This window comes from Arthrobacter sp., assembly GCF_048266065.1.
Taxonomy (GTDB): domain Bacteria; phylum Actinomycetota; class Actinomycetes; order Actinomycetales; family Micrococcaceae; genus Arthrobacter_H.
On sequence record NZ_JBLXAH010000001.1, the window covers coordinates 109,828 to 126,834 of the forward strand.

At 68.8% G+C, this 17,007-nt stretch carries 15 protein-coding genes; 9 read left to right on the forward strand and 6 right to left on the reverse strand.

Annotated features, from left to right (window positions below; translation table 11 throughout):
- Nucleotides 1–60: 60 nt before the first annotated feature.
- From ACN0TP_RS00550 to glyA, 5 genes are read right to left on the reverse strand one after another with little or no spacing between them, the layout of a single operon-like run.
- On the reverse strand, nucleotides 61–705 hold the full coding sequence (locus tag ACN0TP_RS00550; protein WP_417215371.1) for a sarcosine oxidase subunit gamma: 645 nt from the start codon (nucleotides 703–705) through the stop codon (nucleotides 61–63).
- Nucleotides 698–3,622, reverse strand: coding sequence for a sarcosine oxidase subunit alpha family protein (locus ACN0TP_RS00555; protein ID WP_417215373.1), 2,925 nt, complete (start codon nucleotides 3,620–3,622; stop codon nucleotides 698–700). The genes ACN0TP_RS00550 and ACN0TP_RS00555 overlap by 8 nt, the downstream gene beginning before the upstream one ends.
- Complete coding sequence (locus tag ACN0TP_RS00560) at nucleotides 3,619–3,948, reverse strand: sarcosine oxidase subunit delta (protein ID WP_417215375.1); 330 nt, start codon at nucleotides 3,946–3,948, stop codon at nucleotides 3,619–3,621. Before ACN0TP_RS00560 ends, ACN0TP_RS00555 begins: the two co-directional genes overlap by 4 nt.
- An 18-nt stretch (nucleotides 3,949–3,966) precedes the next feature.
- Nucleotides 3,967–5,184, reverse strand: a complete 1,218-nt coding sequence (locus tag ACN0TP_RS00565) for a sarcosine oxidase subunit beta family protein (RefSeq protein WP_417215376.1) — start codon at nucleotides 5,182–5,184, stop codon at nucleotides 3,967–3,969.
- 2 nt (nucleotides 5,185–5,186) lie between these two features.
- The gene (glyA, locus tag ACN0TP_RS00570) at nucleotides 5,187–6,530 is read right to left on the reverse strand and encodes a serine hydroxymethyltransferase (protein ID WP_417215378.1); all 1,344 of its coding nucleotides are present in this window, start codon (nucleotides 6,528–6,530) and stop codon (nucleotides 5,187–5,189) included.
- A gap of 138 nt (nucleotides 6,531–6,668) precedes the next feature.
- On the opposite strand from glyA, the gene ACN0TP_RS00575 reads away from it, so the two are divergent.
- Together ACN0TP_RS00575 and ACN0TP_RS00580 are read left to right on the forward strand one after the other, a co-directional pair.
- Nucleotides 6,669–7,325, forward strand: coding sequence for a GntR family transcriptional regulator (locus ACN0TP_RS00575; protein ID WP_417215379.1), 657 nt, complete (start codon nucleotides 6,669–6,671; stop codon nucleotides 7,323–7,325).
- Between the two features lie 48 nt (nucleotides 7,326–7,373).
- A complete protein-coding gene (locus ACN0TP_RS00580; RefSeq protein ID WP_417215380.1) occupies nucleotides 7,374–8,480 on the forward strand; it encodes a DNA glycosylase AlkZ-like family protein in 1,107 nt (368 codons plus the stop codon).
- Nucleotides 8,481–8,505: 25 nt separating this feature from the next.
- Here ACN0TP_RS00580 and ACN0TP_RS00585 read toward each other — a convergent pair whose 3' ends face one another.
- Nucleotides 8,506–10,023 (reverse strand): PucR family transcriptional regulator ligand-binding domain-containing protein, encoded by a 1,518-nt coding sequence (locus tag ACN0TP_RS00585; protein ID WP_417215382.1) that lies wholly within the window; start codon nucleotides 10,021–10,023, stop codon nucleotides 8,506–8,508.
- Between the two features lie 181 nt (nucleotides 10,024–10,204).
- Here ACN0TP_RS00585 and ACN0TP_RS00590 point away from each other — a divergent pair, with 181 nt between their 5' ends.
- From ACN0TP_RS00590 to ACN0TP_RS00620, 7 genes are all read left to right on the forward strand, one after another.
- Entirely contained in the window at nucleotides 10,205–11,884 is a 1,680-nt protein-coding gene (locus ACN0TP_RS00590) for a purine-cytosine permease family protein (protein WP_417215383.1), read from the forward strand.
- 77 nt (nucleotides 11,885–11,961) lie between these two features.
- A complete protein-coding gene (locus ACN0TP_RS00595) occupies nucleotides 11,962–13,212 on the forward strand; it encodes an aminopeptidase P family protein (RefSeq protein ID WP_417215385.1) in 1,251 nt (416 codons plus the stop codon).
- 114 nt (nucleotides 13,213–13,326) lie between these two features.
- Entirely contained in the window at nucleotides 13,327–14,133 is an 807-nt protein-coding gene (locus ACN0TP_RS00600; protein ID WP_417215386.1) for a creatininase, read from the forward strand.
- Nucleotides 14,133–14,600, forward strand: a complete 468-nt coding sequence (locus ACN0TP_RS00605; protein WP_417215388.1) for a nucleoside deaminase — start codon at nucleotides 14,133–14,135, stop codon at nucleotides 14,598–14,600. Before ACN0TP_RS00600 ends, ACN0TP_RS00605 begins: the two co-directional genes overlap by 1 nt.
- Nucleotides 14,601–14,667: 67 nt before the next feature.
- Nucleotides 14,668–16,041 (forward strand): MFS transporter, encoded by a 1,374-nt coding sequence (locus ACN0TP_RS00610; protein ID WP_372698401.1) that lies wholly within the window; start codon nucleotides 14,668–14,670, stop codon nucleotides 16,039–16,041.
- Between the two features lie 53 nt (nucleotides 16,042–16,094).
- Nucleotides 16,095–16,535, forward strand: coding sequence for a cupin domain-containing protein (locus ACN0TP_RS00615; protein ID WP_417215391.1), 441 nt, complete (start codon nucleotides 16,095–16,097; stop codon nucleotides 16,533–16,535).
- Nucleotides 16,536–16,614: 79 nt separating this feature from the next.
- On the forward strand, nucleotides 16,615–16,980 hold the full coding sequence (locus ACN0TP_RS00620; protein WP_417215393.1) for a VOC family protein: 366 nt from the start codon (nucleotides 16,615–16,617) through the stop codon (nucleotides 16,978–16,980).
- Nucleotides 16,981–17,007: the final 27 nt, after the last annotated feature.

Here is a 17,007-nt window from a genome sequence, read left to right on the forward strand (position 1 = left end):
GTCGTCGCCGGGGTCGGAAGACCACGACGACGACGGTGGGCCTGTGGGGAGGGCAGGGACTCAGGGGACCTCGGGGGCCGCGAACTCGCCCAGCGCATCGAGCAGCCAGTGCACGGTGTAGTCCGCGAACGAGGCCCGGGGCATCAGGCGGAACGTGGTCTCGTCCGTCTTCCACAGCAGGATCGGCACCGGGCCCAGCTGGGTGGAGACCGCCGTCCCGACCGCGAAGACCGAGGGGTGCAGGTCATGGTGGCACCCCTTCTCCAACACCGCGCGGGCCGAGGGGCCGGAGAGCTCCAGGGTGGTGCGGTTGGCGGAGAGGTCCACGACCGAACCGGGCAACGCCTGCTCCCCGGTGCCCAGGGCGGCGGCCGCCGCGGCGACGTCCACGCTGTCGGGGTCGGCGACGAGCAGGAACTCATCGGGGCTGATCCACAGCACCTGGCGTCCGGCGGGCCCGGTGACCTCGCCGGAGCGGCGCGGGAGCGTGGTGCCCAACGCCGCTTCCAGGGCCGCGGCCGATGGCGTCCCGGGGCGGGCGCGCACGCCCACCTGGGCCAGGAACGGGATTTCGCGCAGGGAGACCCCGCGCTCCCCGGACACCGATGCCGAGGCCATCTGTTCGGCCAGGTGGGCCACGGGACTGGTGCGCAGGCCGGCGACCTCCTGGCTCACGGCGGGTGCTTGCAAGGTGTTTTCAGCCATCACGACGGCTCCCTTCAGGGTCGTAGAGGACGGGGGATGTGATTTCGACGTCGACCAGCCGGCCGTCCACGGGGGACTGGATGATCTCGCCGATGCGGTTGCGGCCGTTGGCGACCAGCGCCAGGCCGAAGGTCCGCCCCAGGGCAGGGCTGCGGTAGCTGGAGGTCACGTGGCCCTCCATCGGGACGGGGCCGGCCTCGGGGGTGATCGGGGTGCCGGCGGTGACCAGCTGGGCCCCTTCCTCCAGCAGCGTGGTCCGGTCCACCGGCAGGACGCCGACCAGGTGCTTGCGGTCCTCGCGGGCCGTGTCGATCCGCGTGTAGGAGCGCTTGCCGATGAAGTCCTTGAGCTTGGACACCACCCATTCCATGTTGGCGTCCTGCGGCGTCACGGTGCCGTCGGTGTCCTGCCCGACGATGATGAAGCCCTTCTCGGCGCGCAGCACGTGCATGGTTTCGGTGCCGTAGGGGGTGATGTCGAACTCGGCGCCCGCGGCGGCCACGTCCTCCCACACCTTGAGCCCGTACCAGGCGGCGACGTTGATCTCGAACGCCAATTCGCCGGAGAAGGAGATCCTGCAGACGCGGGCGGGGATCCCGCTGGCCAGCGTGGTCTCGCGGAACTCCATGAACTTGAACGCCTCGTTGGACACGTCCAGGTCCGGGGCGACCCGCGCGATGACCTCGCGTGACTTCGGCCCGACGACGGCAATGGTGCTGAACTGCTCGGTCACCGAGGTGCACACCACGTCCAGGTCCGGCCACTCGGTCTGCAGCCACTCCTCCAACCAGTCCAGCACCTTGGCGGCACCGCCGGTGGTGGTGGTCATGAAGTAGCGTTCCTCGTCCAGGCGCAGGGTCACCCCGTCATCGAAGATCATGCCGTCCGGGGTGCACATGACCCCGTACCGGCCCAGGCCCGGGCGCAGCTTCTTGAATCCGTTGGTGTAGATGCGGTTGAGGAACTCCCCGGCGTCCTTGCCGCGGATCTCGATCTTGCCCAGGGTGGTGGCGTCCATGAACCCCACGGAGTCGCGGACTGCGGCGCATTCGCGCTGCACTGCGGTGTCCATGTCCTCCCCGGCCTGCGGGAAGTACCACGGGCGCTTCCACTGGCCCACGTCCTCGAACTCCGCGCCGTGGGCTTCGTGCCACGGCTGGATCGAGGTCAGGCGGGCCGGGTCGAGCATCTGGCCGCGCTGCCGGCCGGCCAATGCGGCGAACGTGACAGGGGTGTAGGGGGCGCGGAAGGTGGTGGTCCCGATGTCCCCGAGTTCGTCGACGCCGAGCAGGGCGGCGATGACGCCGATGGCGGCGACCCCGCTGGTCTTGCCCTGGTCGTTCGCGGTGCTGATCGAGGTGTAGCGCTTGATGTGCTCCACCGAACGCATGCCGGCCCCGGTGGAGCGCACGACGTCGGCGACGGTCTGGTCGCGCTGCAGGTCCACGAAGTGGCTCGTCATGGATGCCGCGTCACCGGTGTCGCCGATGAGCCACAGCGGCCGTGGGTCCGACGCCGCAGTGGCGTCGGCACGCGGTGCGGGGACCGCTGCGCGGGCTCCCACCGCGGCGACCGCTGCCTGGCCCGCCGCGGCGCCTTCGGCCAGGCAGGCCGCGAGGTCGAACGAGCCGTTGACGGCGCCCGCGGTGTGCAGGTCGCGCACCGGATTGCCGGGGACGAACGCTGCCAGTTCCTTGTTCCAGGCGACTTTGCCCTGTCGCTGGCTGAACAGGTGCACCACCGGGCTCCAGCCGTTGGAGACGGCGAGCAGGTCGGCCTCGAGGGTTTCGCGCTCGCCGGTGGCGGCGCCGTCATCGGCCAGGCCGGTGACCTCGACGGTGGCGAGGCGCCCCTTGGCGTCGGCCGAGGTGTCGGCGACCGCCGAACCGAAGATGCCGCGCACCCCCGATGCCCCGAGGACCCGCGCCGCGATGGCGGAGGCCTGTGGCCGCGAGTCGACGACCGCCGCGACGTCGACCCCGGCGGCCGCCAGATCGGCGACGGTGTCGTAGGCCGAGTCGTTGGTGGTGGCCACCACCACGCGGGATCCGGCGGCGACGCCGTAGCGGTTCAGGTAGCTGCGCACCGCCGAGGAGAGCATGACGCCGGGGCGGTCGTTGTTCGCGAAGACCAGGGGGCGTTCGTGCGCCCCGGTCGCCACGACGACCTGGCGGGCGCGGATGTGCCAGATGCGTTCGCGCGAAACGCCGGTGCCGGGGGCCTCGGTGAGGTGGTCGGTGCGGCGCTGGACGGCGATGATGTAGTTCGCGTCGTAGGCGCCGAAGGCGGTGGTGCGGGGCAGGTAGGTGAATTCCGCTGCCATCTCCAGTTCGCGGGCCGTCTCGTCGGCCCACTGGGCGGCGGGAACGCCGTCGATCCGCTCGGTGCCGGAGGACAGCAGCGATCCGCCGGGAGCCGGCTGTTCGTCGATGAGGATCGTCCGTGCACCGGAGTCGGCGGCTTGGCGGGCCGCGGCCAGCCCTGCAGGGCCGGCACCGACGACGAGCACATCGGCGTGCACGTACTTGCGGTCGTAGTAGGCCTCGTCGCGGCGGGGATCGAGCACGCCCAGGCCGCTGAGGTAGGAGGCCTCCATGCCGTCGGTGACCTGGGTGACGGTGGCCGGCAGCATCGATTCGTCGACGTGTCCGGCAAAGCGGGCCCCGACGGTCACCAGCGCGTTGGCCTCCTCCACTCCTGCGGAGAGGATGCCGCGGGGGCGGTCCAGGTACAGCGAGTTGCCGCAGGAGATGCGTCCGGCGGCCAGTGCGGCGGAGGCGATGGTGTCACCCGGGTGGGCGTTAAGGCGCTCTCCGTCGAGGGTGAAGCTGATGGTCGAGGACCGGTCGATGCCGTGGCCCGGGACCCGGTCCGCGTCGAGGCGGCCCGGCTGCGATGCGGGCTGCTGGGGGCTCATCGTGTTCCTCCTGCTGGGTCGTGGTGGGGGGTGTTGGCGAGTTCCGGGGATATCGCATCGGGGCGCGGCTCGTCGAGCTGGTAGATGGCCTGGATCTCGTAGGTGGCGGTGTCACGCAGGGCGTTGAACCACTTGCGGCAACCCGCAGCGTGGTTCCACCGCTCGGCGAAGACGCCCTTGGGGTTCTGGCGGTAGAAGAGGAACCGTGACCATTCGGTGTCCGTCAGGGCCGAGGGGTCCTGGGGGTAGGCCACATGGGCCTGTCCGCCATAGTGGTATTCGGTTTCGTCGCGGGGCCCGCAGTTCGGGCAGTCAATGAGCAGCATCAGGTGTCCTTCCGGGGCCTAGTGGGCGACGGCGGCGGCGCCGTGTTCGTCGATCAGGTGGCCGGTTTCGAAGCGGTCCAGGGCAAACGGGGCGTTGAGCGCGTGTGCCTGGCCGGTGGCGATGGTGTGGGCGAACGTGTAGCCGGCGCCGGGCGTCCCCTTGAATCCGCCGGTGCCCCAGCCACAGTTCACGAACAAGCCGTCGATGGGGGTGGGGGAGACGATGGGGGAGGCGTCCATGGTCACGTCGACGATTCCGCCCCAGGTGCGCAGCAGGTGCGCCCGGGAGAAGATCGGGAAGAGCTCGACGGCGGCGGACATCTGCTCCTCGATCACGTGGAAGGCGCCGCGCTGGCCATAGCCGTTGTAGGCGTCCACGCCGGCGCCCATGACCAGTTCGCCCTTGTGCGCCTGGGAGACGTAGACGTGGACATGGTTGGACATGACCACCGTGGGGTGCACCGGTTCGAAGAGTTCGGAGACCAGTGCCTGCAACGGGTGGGATTGGATCGGCAGGTCGAATCCGGCCAGCTCGGCCAGGACGGAGGAGTGTCCGGCACCGCACAGGCCCACCTTGTCGGTGAGGATGCGGCCCTGGCTGGTTTCGACGCCGACGACGCGGTTGCCGTCCTTGATGAAGCCGGTGACTTCGCAGTTCTGGATGATGTCCACGCCCATCTCGTCGCATTTGCGGGCGAAGGCCCAGGCGACGTGGTCGTGCTTCGCGATGCCGGCCCGTGGCTGGTAGGTCGCACCCATGACCGGGTAGCGGATGTCGTCCCCGGTGTTGATGATGGGGCACAGTTCCTTGACCTGCTGCGGGTCCAGCCATTCGGCGTCGACACCGTTCAGGACGTTGGCGTTGACGCGGCGTTTGGATTCGCGCACGTCCTGCAGGGTGTGGGCGAGGTTCATGACCCCGCGCTGGGAGAACAGGAAATCGTATTCGAGTTCCTCCGGCAGGCCCTCCCAGAGCTTCAGGGAGTGCTCGTACATGGCCGCCGACTCGTCCCAGAGGTAGTTGGAGCGGATGATGGTCGTGTTGCGGGCCATGTTGCCGCCGGCGAGCCATCCGCGTTCGAGGATGGCGATGTTGGTCATGCCGTGGTTCTTGGCCAGGTAGTAGGCGGTGGCCAGGCCGTGGCCGCCACCTCCGACGATGACCGCGTCGTAGGAGGCCTTCGGCTCCGGGTTGCGCCAGAGGAAGTCGGGGTGCTCGGGAAGTGCGTCAGCCATGATCATGCTCCAATCGTGGAAGAAACGGGGGGAAGGTCTGGGTAGAGCGGGTGGGCTGCGGCGAGGGCGGAAACCCGTTCGGTGAGCGATGCCAACACTGCCTCGTCGGTGCCGCCCTCGGCGGTTCCTGCCACCAACGTCTCGGCGATGATGTCGGCGACGTCGGCGAACGCCTCCTCGGAGAAACCACGCGTGGCCAACGCCGGGGTCCCGATCCGCAACCCCGACGTCACCATCGGAGGACGCGGATCGAAGGGAACCGCGTTGCGGTTCACCGTGATCCCCACCCGGGCCAACAGGTCCTCGCCCTGCTGGCCATCGAGGGCCGAATCACGCAGGTCCACCAGCACCAGGTGCACATCGGTGCCCCCGGTCAACACGCTGATCCCCCGCGCCGACACATCATCACCGGTCAGGCGTTCGGCCAGGATCCTGGCACCGGCCAGGGTGCGTTCCTGCCGCTCGGCGAACTCCGGCGACGCGGCGATCTTGAACGCAACGGCCTTGCCGGCGATCACATGCTCCAACGGTCCGCCCTGCTGGCCGGGGAACACCGCGGAATTGACCTTCTTGGCCACCTCGGCGTCGTTGGTCAGGATGATCCCGCCACGTGGGCCGGCCAACGTCTTATGCGTGGTGGAGGTGACCACATGGGCGTGCGGCACCGGTGAGGGGTGCAGCCCGGCGGCGACCAGGCCCGCGAAGTGGGCCATGTCCACGAACAGGTACGCGCCGACCTCATCGGCAATCTGACGGAACCGGGCGAAGTCCAGCTGCCGCGGGTATGCCGACCAGCCGGCGACGATCATCTTCGGGCGGTGCTCGCGCGCCAACGCCTGGACCTGGTCCATGTCGACCTCATGGGAGGCCTCATCGACCCCGTACGGCACGATGTTGTAGAGCCGGCCGGAGAAGTTGATCTTCATCCCGTGCGTCAGGTGGCCTCCGTGGGCCAGGTTCAGCCCCATCACGGTGTCACCGGGACGGATCAGCGCGTGCATCACCGACGCGTTCGCCTGGGCGCCGGAGTGCGGCTGGACGTTGGCGAAGCCGGCACCGAACAGGGCCTTGACCCGCTCGATCGCCAACGACTCGATCACGTCCACGTGCTCGCATCCACCGTAGTAGCGGCGGCCCGGGTAGCCCTCGGCGTACTTGTTCGTCAGCACCGAGCCCTGGGCGGCCATCACGGCCTGCGCCGTGTGGTTTTCCGACGCGATCATTTCCAGGCCGTCCTGCTGGCGGGCCAGTTCGGCATCGATCCGCTCAGCGACCTCGGGGTCGAGTTCTGCCAGCGACGCCGTGAGCGACGAAGCGGCCACTGCCTCCACTGTGGGGTTCACCATCGAAATCCTCAATTCCTTTTGTCGCAGACTGATATATCAACGTTGTGGTTATCGTATGATGGGGATCACAGCCCGTCAACGGGTTGGCCAAAAAACTTTCGGCACCAGCCACGCCGACGTCGAACCCGGAGGAAAACCATGACGCTGACCCGCGAGGCAGCCGGACAGGTGTCCTTGGCCGAACGCGCCTACCTGCAGTTGAGGGACCAGTTGATCATGTTGGACATCGCCCCGGGTGATCCCATCATCGAGGGACTGCTCGCCGCCGAGCTGGGGATCGGACGGACGCCGATCCGCGAGGCACTCAAGCGGTTGGAGACCGATCACCTGGTGGTCTCCTATCCCCGCCGGGGCACCTTCGCCACCATCGTGGACATCACCGAGCTGGCCGCCATCTCGGAGATGCGCCAGCTGCTGGAACCGCTGGCCGCCCGAAAGGCCGCATTGCATGCCCCGGACCATCTGCGCGGTCAGCTGGCGCGGACTGCGGCCGAGATCGCCGGCCTCGATGCCGACAGGGGCCGCAAGACCCTGATGGAATACGATCTCGAGGTCCACCGCTCCATCTACCGGGCCGCGGAGAACCACCATCTGGAGGAGACCCTCGTCCGGCTGGACAACCTCGCCACACGGATCTGGTGCCTGGTCCTTGACCGGTTGCCCGGCGTCGTCGAACACATCCGCGAACACGTCGAGCTCCTGGAGGCCATCGTCGACGCCGACGCGGACCGCGCCGAACGGCTGGCGGCAGAACACGTCGCCCACTTCGGGGCCTCCGTCCGCGCGATCCTCTGAGCAGTGGCCTGATCGGATCCTGGCCATCTCCGGGGTCGAAGGTGTTGCATGGAGACCATGAAGTCCACTCGTGCCCGGGCCCTGGCCTGGCGGTATGCACGGCAGTACCTGGCGGACGGTGCCGGCTCCGCGGTCGAGGCGGTACGTCGTGTCGTCGCCGTGCCCACCTGGCCCGCCGACCCGGAGCTCGCCGTCGGGCGACGCCTGGCCGGGCCCCGGCCCGGGGTCGTGGAGGCCGGTCTGGCGGAGGGCACCCTGGTGAGGACCTGGTCCTTCCGTGGGGCGGTCCACCTGATGGCCACGGACACCGCGCCGACCTATCTGGTGCTGCGTTGTGCCGCACGGCAGTGGGAACTGCCGAGCTGGAGGCGGCACTACGGGCTGGAACCCGGTGACTGGCCGGCCCTGCGGGGCGCCGTCCGCGCCGCCCTGGCCGGCGGGCCGCGGACGCCAGCTGCATTGGCCACCCACCTGGCGCGGAAGGCACAGTTCCGGCAGGTGGCCCCATTTATCGACCGGCGCGACGCGACGTTCCTCAAGCCCTTTGCCTGGCAAGGGGACCTGGTCCTCGGCCGGGGTCCCGGCGGCCAATTGCTCCTGTGCGCTCCTCCATCATCCTGGGGGGAGTGGCCGGCGCTGGAGGACGCCGGGAGGGATGCCGTGCGCGCATACCTCGACGCCTACGGCCCGGCGACGGCAGGCCACCTGCAGCGCTGGCTTGGCGAGGGACTCGGTGCCGGCCGACGAAGGATCCAACGCTGGATCGACGAGCTCTCCACCGAACTGACTGAGGTGGACATCGAGGGCGCTGCCTACCTGCACCTGGGACGGCAGGTAGACGCGCTGGCCGACACCGCCGCCGGAGAGGCCGGAACGCTGGCCCTGCTCCCCGCCTACGACCCGTGGACCTCCGGCCCGGGAACGGCCGACCCCTGGCTCATCGCCCCGGAGCGTCGTCCGGTGGCCACCGCCGGGGCGCATCTGGTCGTCCGTGGCGGCCGTGCCTGCGGAACCTGGAAGACGTCGCCGGGACGGCTCGCGGTGCGCTGGTTCCCGGAGGCGGGGGAGCCCCCGCGCGGGGACCTGGCCCGGGAGGCCACGCGCCTGGCCACGATGCTCCGGACGGAGCTCGCCGTGGAGGTGGCCGCCTGCTGAGCCGGCGCCCCGCCGGATCCGCCGCTCAGGAGGCGAGATAGCGCGCCGCCAGATGCAGTGCGAACACCCGCCCTTCCCGTCGCGGATCCCCGCCGACCAGCTCGAAGATCTTGGCCAGGCGCTTGTGCATCGACTGGCGCTCGATGTGCAGTTCCTGGGCCGCGGCCGTGGTGTTGCAGCCGCTCTCGAACCATGCCAGCAGCGTGGCGGCCAAACTGGATCCGTGCCGGTGGTCCCAGCGGACGAGGTTGCCCAGCAGGGCTTCACTGTAGGTCGCCAGCACCGCATGGTCCTCCATGGCAGTCAGCGTCCTGACCCCGAACAGGTCCAGCGCATCGCGCATGCTTCCCGGGCGGGGCGGATGCAGGCGCAGGATGGCCTCCGCCTCGGCAAAGGAGGTGTGCGCCGCCGTGGCCGACCAGACCAGGGGACCGGCCACCCCGAACACCTCGGAGCCTGCAGCGGCCCGCGCGGCGGCATGCAGGATGTGTGCACGGCTCTCCAGCGGGTCACCGAGCAGCGGGGCGACCACCACGAGCTTCCCCTCGCGCTGCTGCGCCATGATCCGCGGCTCCTGCACCCGCAGGGTACGCACCAGGCGCAGGGAGTCCGCGCCACGCTCCAACCCGGAGGCCACCAGCACCATCGCAGGCCCCTGGGGATCCAAGCCGTTCTGTTGCCAGAGGCGCTCGACGCCGCGGCCCTCGCGACCCTCCACCACCGAGGACACCAGGTGGTTCTGGGCGAGCTGTTCCAGGCTGGGCCGGTGGTGCTGGGACAGCGCCAGGGCCAGGATCCCGCGGAGCCGCTCCGCAGCCACCGCCAGGTGGTCCCGATGCGTCGTGGTCGAGGTGAGGATCAGCTCGGCGGTGGGCTGGCCATCGAGCACGACGTCGATGCTGACGCCGGCCGGGGGGACGGCCGCCGGGTCATGGCCCGCCGAGTCACCCGGCGCGGGAAGGGTGGGCCCGGTCAGTGACCCGGCAGTGTCGGCCAGGACGCTGCCGTCCGCCGACACCAGGCGTGCCTCGGCGTCCAGCTCCCCGGCGATGAGGTGCACGATGCGCGTCATGTCCGGGCCGGCCTCGGTGATGTCCTGGGCAATGAGTTGGGACAGGCGGTCGATGCCCACATGCAGGCGGGCCTGCGAGTCCACGATCAACCGGTTGGCCTCCTCGGTGACGTCCACGAACCGGGCGACCCGGTGCAGTTCGAAGACCGGCACTCCGGCCGCCTCCGCGGCGGCGCGTGCCGTGGGAGCCAGCCGGCGGCTGTTGGGCAGCGCCTCGATGCAGAGGGCGCAGACACCCCGCTCGCCCAGACGCTGCATGAAGTCGACCTGTGCTGCGGCGTTCTGCTTGAGCAGTTCCGTGCCGCCGGTAAGCAGCAACTCCCCGCCCCGCAGCAGCGAGGCGATTTCCAGGACCTCGCTGGAATGCACCCACCGCACCGTGCGCTCCAGCGCCCCGGGGACGTCGGAGACGGGGTGGGGGTCGGCTGCGGCCAAGGGAGGTGAGGCGAGTGCCTCGGCGAGGGTGATCATGCGGCTCCCATCATTGGGCGACGAAGTGTCACCCGGAATGTATTTTCAATAAGCAGAAAGTATATAGGCTGTGGCCCCGATCACTCGTAGGGTTGAACCCAAGTCTTCGGCAGGTCCCCCGCGGGGCCCGCCGTTCCCGGTGGGATCCCCCTCCCCGAACCCTTGCGAAAAGAGTCCATCCATGAGCCAGCAAGCGGCCTCACGCTCAGAAAACGCAACACATGAAGTCGAGGAAATGCTCCAGCCCGTGCCCGAATCGGCGCGGACCACCAAAGTCTCGGGCCAATTCTGGATCTGGGCAGGGGCCAACGTCGCCCCCATCAACTGGATCCTCGGCGCCCTCGGCATCCACCTCGGCCTGGGCCTGCGAGACACCCTGATCGTCCTGATCGGTGGCAACGTCATCGGCATGCTCGGCTTCGGGTTCTTCGTATTGCTCGGCCAGCGCACCGGTGCGACCGGCATGCTGCTGGCCCGCGGCGCCTTCGGACGCCGCGGTGCCTACCTCCCGGCGGCCATCCAGGCGATCATCGCCATCGGATGGTCCGCCATCAACACGTGGGTGATCCTGGATCTGATCATGGCCCTGTTCGGGATGATCGGCTGGGTCGACCCGACCGCCCACAACTACGCCTGGCGCATCGGCACCGCCGCGGTGATCATGGCGATCCAGGTGGCCATCTGCTACCGCGGCTACAAGGCCATCGCCAAGTTCGAACGCATCACGATGCCCCCGACGATCATCGTCCTGGTGGCCATGTCGATCGTGGCCTGGACCCAGCTGGACATCGACTGGGGCTACCAAGGCCCGGTCGGCGAAATCCTCACCGGCATGCCGCGCATCGCCGCGATGTCCTCGATCATGACCGCCATCGGCATCGGCTGGGGCATCGGGTGGTTCACCTACGCCCCCGACTACTCGCGCTTCGTGAGCAAGAAGATCAAACCAGCCAAGCTCTACATCGTCTCCGTGCTCGGGCAGTTCCTGCCGGTCTGCTGGCTGGGCGTCCTCGGCGCGAGCCTGGCAACGAAGAACGGCACGGCCGACCCCGGACAGCTCATCGTCGAGAGCTTCGGCGCGTTCGCCATCCCGGTGATCGCCCTGGTCATCCACGGTCCGATCGCCACGAACATCATCAACATGTACACGTTCGGCGTCGCGACGCAGGCCCTGGACATCAACGTCTCACGCAAGAAGCTCTCGATCTTCGTCGGAGTCCTCTCGATGATCGCCGTCGTCGCCTTCCTCTTCGCCCACGATTTCGCCGAGGTGCTGCATAGCTTCATCGGCACCATCGCGGCCTGGGTCGGTACCTGGGGCGGGATCATGGCGGTCCACTACTACGTGTTCGAACGCAAGCACCGCGACTTCTCCTACCTCTTCCCCTCCCCGGAGCGGACCCGGCTCAAGGCGTTCAACCCCTCGGCATTCATCGCCTTCGGCGGCGGCATCCTGATGACGTGGATGTGCATGTACGGTTCCACGCCGATCCTGCAGGGCCCGCTGGGCCGTGCGGTCGGGGGAGTGGACTTCTCCTGGCTGGCCGGCAGCATCACCTCCGCCGGACTGTACTTCGCCCTGGGCTACCCGCGCTTCAAGAGCCGCATCGCCGCGGGGGTTCCGCTCGGCCTGGCCAAAACGGAATCCGACGAGGTCTTCGTCGAGGACTTCGGCAGCGCCGAGGTGGCCCTGGACGACCACGAACTCGAATCGGCGGCCCAGGGCACGCCGATCATCGACCGGGACGAGGCCTCGTCACCGACCGCCGAGAGCGGCCGGCAACGGACCGCGATCCCCACGGAACCACCCGCACCGGTTCCCACGGGCGACGTGGACCGCAGCCCCCTGGCCGGCAGCTGAGCCGTCCGGCCCCACCAGACCACAGGCCGCTGGCCTGTATCCGCAACACCTATCAGTTACAACGAAGGAGCAACATCATGAGTGTTTCAGCCAGCACGAGCAGCGTCGCCGAACTCGAGCGCCTCAAGACCCTGCACATCGGGCAGAAGCAGCCGCTGACGTTCTCAGATGCAGAATTCGAGCGCCGCCTGGGCGGGCTGCGCCGGATCATGGGCGAACAGGGCCTAGACGCGGTCATCCTGACCAGCTACCACGGCATCAAGTACTACTCGGACTTCCTCTACACGACGTTCGGGCGCAACTATGCCTTGGTGGTCACGGCCAACAACTCCACCACTGTCACCGCGAACATCGATGCCGGGATGCCGTGGCGGACCAGCTACGGGGAGAACATCGTCTACACCGACTGGCGGCGTGACAACTTCTTCTACGGGCTGCAGGAAGCGCTGAAGCGCGACGGCGTGAAGGCCTCCCGGATCGGCGTCGAGGACGACTTCCTTCCGGGCCTGACCCGCCAGCGCATCCAGGACACCTTTGCCGACGCCGCACTGGTGGATGTCTCGCAGGATGCCATGCGCCAGCGGATGATCAAGTCCGCAGAGGAGATCGAGGTCATCAAGCACGGTGCACGCATCGGGGACCTGGGTGGCGAGGCCATCAAGGCCGCCATCCGCGAGGGCATCTCCGAATACGAGGTCGCCCTGATCGGCACCGAGGCCATGGTCCACGAGATCGCCCGGACCTTCCCCCACCGCGAGGTCCGCGATACCTGGGTGTGGTTCCAGTCGGGCATCAACACCGACGGCGCCCACAACTGGGCCACCACCCGCCAGCTGCAGCGCGGGGACATCCTCTCGCTGAACTGCTTCCCGATGACCTCCGGCTACTACACGGCCCTGGAGCGCACCCTGTTCCTCGGCCAGCCGGACGAGGAGAGCCTGCGCCTGTGGAACATCAACGTCGAGGTCCACCGCCGCGGCCTGGAACTCATCAAGCCCGGCGCGGTCTGCAAGGACATCGCGGCGGAGCTCAATGAGATCTACATCGGCCACGGCCTGCTGCCGAACCGGACCTTCGGCTACGGACACTCCTTCGGCGTCCTGTCGCACTACTACGGCCGCGAAGCGGGCCTGGAACTGCGCGAGGACATCGACACGGTGCTCGAGCCGGGGATGGTCGTCTCCATGGAGCCGATGATCACCGTCGCCGACGGCCTGCCGGGTGCCGGCGGATACCGTGAGCACGACATCCTCGTCGTCGGCGAGGACAGCGTGGAGAACATCACCAAGTTCGGCTTCGGCCCGGAGAACAACATCATCGACGCCTAGGCGTCCACCCCGGCGGGGCGGCACCAAACGGTGCCGCCCCGCCCCGGAACCGTCCCCGCCCGGAACGAACGGCCGGTCGGGGACACCCCCCCATCAGCTTCCCTGGAGGAACCCTTGCGCACGAGCGTATACATGGAAGAGCTGGACGCATTCAGCTACCGCGAAGCCATCTCCTCGGGGCGGCGTCCGGTGATCATCCCCGTCGGTTCGATCGAGCAGCACGGGCCCCACATGCCGCTGAACGTCGACGTCCTGCTCTCCCGGGCGGTCGCCGGCGAGGTCGCCAGGTCCATCGAGGGCATCGTCGCCCCGCCGATCACCTATGGCTACAAATCGCAACAGCGATCCGGCGGGGGCAACCACCTGGCCGGCACGACCAGCCTGGACGGCGGCACCCTGGTGGAGATCGCCCGCACGCTCGTCCACGAGTTCGCCCGGCACGGCGTGCGGAAGCTGGTGGTGCTCAACGGCCACTTCGAGAACTACCAGTTCCTCTACGAGGGGGTGGACCTGGCCCTGCGCGACCTCGAGCGTGCCGGGGTCGACGCCCCCACGGTCATGCTCCTCTCCTACTGGGACTTCGTGGACCAGGAAACCATCGAGACGATCTACCCGCACGGTTTCCCCGGCTGGGATGTCGAGCACGGGGGAGTGCTGGAGACCTCGCTGATGCTCCACCTCCACCCGCACCTGGTCGACATGGCCTCCGTCTCCGCGGACCCCGCGGCGGTCCTGCCGCCCTACGACGTGCTGCCCGTCAGGGCAGAGCGCACCCCGGCGTCTGGATGCCTGTCCCCGGCCGTCGACGCCACGGCCGAGAAGGGGCGCATCCTGCTCGACGCCGTCACCGCCGCCATGGCCCCGGCCATTGCCACCGAGCTCGAACTGCCCCTGGCCGCCACGATCCCGGCAGGTGCCTAATGGCCGGGCAAGGCACGACGACGACGGATCCGCACTATGCCGCGGCCCTGGCCGCGGCCGAGGAATCGCTGGCCGCAGGTGGCGTGCCCATCGGCTCGGCCCTGGTCGTCGACGGGAACCTGGTCGCCACGGGATCCAACCGCCGCGTCCAGGACGGGGACCCCACCGCGCACGCCGAAATCACCTGCCTGCGCCAGGCCGGACGCCTCACCGACTACCGCGGCGCCACGCTCTACACGACGTTGGCCCCCTGCGACTTGTGCACCGGGGCGGTCCTGCTCTTCGGCATCCCGCGCGTGGTCGTGGGCGAGGCCGTGAACTTCCCCGGAGCCGTGGAGCTGCTGCGCGCCCGGGGGGTGGAGGTCACCAGCCTGGACGACCCGCGGGCCACCGACCTCATGGCAGGCTTCATCGCCGAACGGCCCGACCTGTGGAACGAGGACATCGGCATCCCCGACTCCGCCTGACGCCCGAACGGCACGCCCCGGCACCCACTTCGTACCCGAGACACCCACTCCAGAATCGGTGGTCCCCATGAACAAGCAAACCAGCCATGGCGGCAGCCCCGCCGCCAGCCCGTCGATCCCCGAGACACCACGGACCAGTTTCAGCGGCGGGCCCGGACCTGACACCCCGGAATCCATCCGCAAGACCCGGAACAAGGTCGTCGCCGCCAGCTTCATCGGCAACTTCGTCGAATGGTTCGACTACGCGGTCTACGGCTACCTGGCCGTCACCATCACAGCCGTCTTCTTCCCCGAGGCCGACCCGCAGACCGGCCTGCTGCTGACCTTCGGGCTCTTCGCCGTCTCGTTCTTCGTCCGCCCGCTGGGCGGCTTCGTCTGGGGCCACCTGGGCGACAAGATCGGCCGGCGCACCGCGCTGTCCTGGTCCATCCTCATCATGTCGGCGGCCACCTTCTGCATCGCGCTGATCCCCGGCTACGCCACCATCGGCATCGGCGCACCGATCCTGCTCCTTCTCATCCGCGTCATCCAGGGCTTCTCCGCGTCGGGCGAATACGCCGGCGCCGCGGCCTTCCTCGTCGAATACGCCCCGCCGAAACGCCGCGGCCTCTACGCAGCGGTGGTTCCGGCCAGCACGGCCAGCGGCCTGCTGCTCGGTTCGCTGCTCGCGGCCCTGCTGACCGGGCTGCTGGACACCGGGCAGATGCACGATTGGGGCTGGCGCCTGCCGTTCCTGCTGGCAGCCCCCATGGGCCTGATCGGCCGCTACATCCGCACCCGGCTGGAGGACTCCCCGGCCTTCCGCGCGCTGGAGGCCGAGGACACCACCGAGGCGACACCGATCAAGGACCTCTTCCGCGATCATTGGCGCCAGCTCATCCAGGCCATTGGAGCGGTCCTGCTCAACGCCGTCGGCTTCTACATCCTGCTCAGCTACATGCCCACGTACCTTTCCACCGAACTGCAGCTGGAGGAGTCGGCAGCCTATCTGGCCACCACCGTGGCCCTGCTGACCTACATCGGGTTCATCTTCCTCACCGGCATGCTCTCGGACCGGCTGGGACGCAAGACGGTGCTGCTGACCGCCTCCATCCTCTTCGTGGTGCTCACGGTACCGGCGTTCATGCTGCTGGACACCGGGAACTTCCTGGTCATCGTCCTGGTGCAGATCCTGCTCGGGGCCATGCTCACCCTCAACGACGGCACGCTGCCCAGCTTCCTGGCCGAGATGTTCCCCACCCGGGTGCGCTACACCGGCTTCGCGGTCAGCTTCAACCTCTCCAATGCGCTCTTCGGCGGCACGGCACCCTTCGTGGCGACGTTCCTCATCGCCACCTCGGGCTCGCCGCTGGCCCCGGGCTGGTATCTGATGGGAGCCGCGGTCATCGCCCTGGTCGCCGTGCTGTTCGCCCGGGAGACCAGCAAGGCGGCACTGGCCTGAGCCGCAACGACACCGGGCGGGACCCACCGGCCCACGACAGGACGGGAGATCCGATGCTGGAACGCGCCGGCCACGCCACCTTCGACTACACCCTGCACGACGGCGCTGCCCCCGTGCGCATCCAACACCACTTCGTCGACGAGCTGGGTTTGGCGGTGAACATCCAGACCTGGGAGCTGCCCGTCGGCGGCTCCGAGGGCATGCACCGCCACGACGGCGGACAACCGCTGCAGGAGTTCTACCAGGTCATCAGCGGCCGGGCCCTCATGCACCTGCGGGAACAGGAATTCCGGCTGGGCCCCGGCGATTCCCTGCTGGCCCCTGCCGGGGTGGAGCACGACGTGGTCAACGACGGGGACGAACCCCTCCGGTTGATCACGGTCTGGGGTCCGCCCGGCACGATGGACACCACGGGGTATGGCAGCGTCGAGCGGGCGCGGGCGCTCGCCGCGGACCGGGCCCGGGGTGACGGCGGGCCCACACAGCCCGACTAGTTGCCGCCCACCCATTGCCAGTCGGCCATGCCTGTGTTGGGGTGGGAGCACGCCCAGCCCCCAGGAGAGGAAGACCGTCATGGCCGGGGAAATATCGTTCATGGAATTCGGAGCCGACGATGCGGGGGAATCCGCCCGCTTCTATGCTGCACTCTTCGGGTGGGGAAGCGAGCCGGGCCCCCATGGCGCCGCCAACGGCTTCAGCCTCGACATCGCCGGAACACCCGCGGGCATCCACTCCGGTGACCCGGGGGCCGCACCCTACGTGTTCTTCGCCGTCGAGCAGATGGGTCCCGCCTGCGACCGCGTGGTGGAGCTCGGCGGCGTCGTCGAACCGTTGGACCTTAACGGCAGCGACGAACAGCAGGAGCGCTACGGGCTGTTCACCCTGTGCCGGGACCAACAGGGCTCCCCGTTCGGATTGCACCAGCGTCCCACCGGATGATGCCACCGGGGACCTTCCGCGTAGGAT

Bases quoted from the DNA above. Each gene is read 5' to 3' on its own strand.
- ACN0TP_RS00550 (WP_417215371.1), bottom strand. From the start codon at position 705: ATGGCTGAAAACACCTTGCAAGCACCCGCCGTGAGCCAGGAGGTCGCC.
- ACN0TP_RS00555 (WP_417215373.1), bottom strand. From the start codon at position 3,622: ATGAGCCCCCAGCAGCCCGCATCGCAGCCGGGCCGCCTCGACGCGGAC.
- ACN0TP_RS00560 (WP_417215375.1), bottom strand. From the start codon at position 3,948: ATGCTGCTCATTGACTGCCCGAACTGCGGGCCCCGCGACGAAACCGAA.
- ACN0TP_RS00565 (WP_417215376.1), bottom strand. From the start codon at position 5,184: ATGGCTGACGCACTTCCCGAGCACCCCGACTTCCTCTGGCGCAACCCG.
- glyA (WP_417215378.1), bottom strand. From the start codon at position 6,530: ATGGTGAACCCCACAGTGGAGGCAGTGGCCGCTTCGTCGCTCACGGCG.
- ACN0TP_RS00575 (WP_417215379.1), top strand. From the start codon at position 6,669: ATGACGCTGACCCGCGAGGCAGCCGGACAGGTGTCCTTGGCCGAACGC.
- ACN0TP_RS00580 (WP_417215380.1), top strand. From the start codon at position 7,374: ATGGAGACCATGAAGTCCACTCGTGCCCGGGCCCTGGCCTGGCGGTAT.
- ACN0TP_RS00585 (WP_417215382.1), bottom strand. From the start codon at position 10,023: ATGATCACCCTCGCCGAGGCACTCGCCTCACCTCCCTTGGCCGCAGCC.
- ACN0TP_RS00590 (WP_417215383.1), top strand. From the start codon at position 10,205: ATGAGCCAGCAAGCGGCCTCACGCTCAGAAAACGCAACACATGAAGTC.
- ACN0TP_RS00595 (WP_417215385.1), top strand. From the start codon at position 11,962: ATGAGTGTTTCAGCCAGCACGAGCAGCGTCGCCGAACTCGAGCGCCTC.
- ACN0TP_RS00605 (WP_417215388.1), top strand. From the start codon at position 14,133: ATGGCCGGGCAAGGCACGACGACGACGGATCCGCACTATGCCGCGGCC.
- ACN0TP_RS00610 (WP_372698401.1), top strand. From the start codon at position 14,668: ATGAACAAGCAAACCAGCCATGGCGGCAGCCCCGCCGCCAGCCCGTCG.
- ACN0TP_RS00615 (WP_417215391.1), top strand. From the start codon at position 16,095: ATGCTGGAACGCGCCGGCCACGCCACCTTCGACTACACCCTGCACGAC.
- ACN0TP_RS00620 (WP_417215393.1), top strand. From the start codon at position 16,615: ATGGCCGGGGAAATATCGTTCATGGAATTCGGAGCCGACGATGCGGGG.